Source organism: Pseudomonas californiensis (assembly GCF_021147775.1).
Lineage (GTDB): Bacteria > Pseudomonadota > Gammaproteobacteria > Pseudomonadales > Pseudomonadaceae > Aquipseudomonas > Aquipseudomonas californiensis.
The window spans coordinates 1-1,111 of sequence record NZ_JAGTPK010000127.1; the positions used below are offsets into that span (position 1 = coordinate 1).

At 59.5% G+C, this 1,111-nt stretch carries 3 protein-coding genes; all 3 read right to left on the minus strand.

The genetic code is table 11. From position 1 onward, the window contains the following. The coding region (locus KDX37_RS29225) for an IS66 family transposase (RefSeq protein WP_455127252.1) at positions 1-405 on the minus strand (405 nt) is incomplete at its 3' end. 49 nt (positions 406-454) lie between these two features. Then, positions 455-790 carry an IS66 family insertion sequence element accessory protein TnpB gene (gene tnpB, locus KDX37_RS29230; RefSeq protein ID WP_157815118.1) on the minus strand — a complete coding sequence of 112 codons (336 nt, stop codon included), beginning with the start codon at positions 788-790 and terminating at the stop codon, positions 455-457. After that, the coding region (gene tnpA / locus KDX37_RS29235; protein WP_231656641.1) for an IS66-like element accessory protein TnpA at positions 787-1,111 on the minus strand (325 nt) is incomplete at its 5' end. The genes tnpA and tnpB, both read right to left, overlap by 4 nt.

Sequence of the window (1,111 nt, forward strand, 5' to 3'; positions counted from 1 at the left end):
TTCGCCGATGCGCTGAAGCTGACACCCGCAGACACACTGGGTGTTCTCAGGCTCGTGACGAATGACGGTACGTGGGAACTGCGGCGGCAGCGGCGCGCGCTTGGGTTTTTGGCGGGTTTCGTCCGACGTTGGGGCGGGACGAAGTGCGTTCAGTTCTGCCTCGATAGCCTCAAGGTCAGTGTTGAGCAGGTCATCGAGCAAGCTGCCTTGCGCCGGGCTGATCTGCTCGCTGCGCTTGGCGAACTTGTGGCGCTTGAGGATGGCAATCTCGTGAGAGAGCTGCTCGATGATCGTCTCGTCACGATGGATTTTTCGGCCCATGGTGTCGACCTTCGACAGCAACTGCGCAGCGAGTGCGCGCAGTTGTTCGGGTGTCATTTGGTCGAGATTGGGAGAGGAAGTCATGCCGTGGATTTTACCAAAGCGATCCACCTGCCACAGCTGAAAAGCAAGGCTAAATCATTGTGATTGCGCCGTTAGCGCCAACTCGCTGCCATGGCAAACCGAGCACCAGCGCTTGAAGTTGTTCAGCGTCGAGCCCGACTTCCAAACCGCGATGAGTTCCAGGCCAGTGAAACTTGCCTTGGTTCAAGCGCCGTGCGGCAAGCCAGATGCCCACGCCATCGTGCACCAGCACCTTCATCCGGTTGGCCCGGCGGTTGGCGAACAGATAAGCGCAGTGCGGCTTCGCCGCACCGAACACGGCGACCACGCGGGCCAACGCAGTTTCGGTGCCGGCGCGCATGTCCATGGGCTCAGTGGCGAGCCAGATGGCGTCGATGCGGATCATTGCGAGAGGCTGCGGATAAAACGTGCGCAGCCGTCCGGGTCGGTGATGGGCCATTTGACTGTGATGGATTTGTCGCCCAGCGGCAGTGCGATCACCACGGCTTCATCAGCGTGCCGTTTAGGAATCGGTTGCAGCGGTACAAACGCGGGAAATGGCGCGACAGGTTTATCACGGTAAATCGGCAGCCACTTGCGAATCACGTTGGCATTGATGCCGTGGCTGATGGCGACGCTGGAAACTGAGGCACCGGGTTTCAGGCATTCCTGCACAACCTGGGCCTTGAAGGGTTTGGGATAGGAGCTTCGTTTGCGCATGGAAATC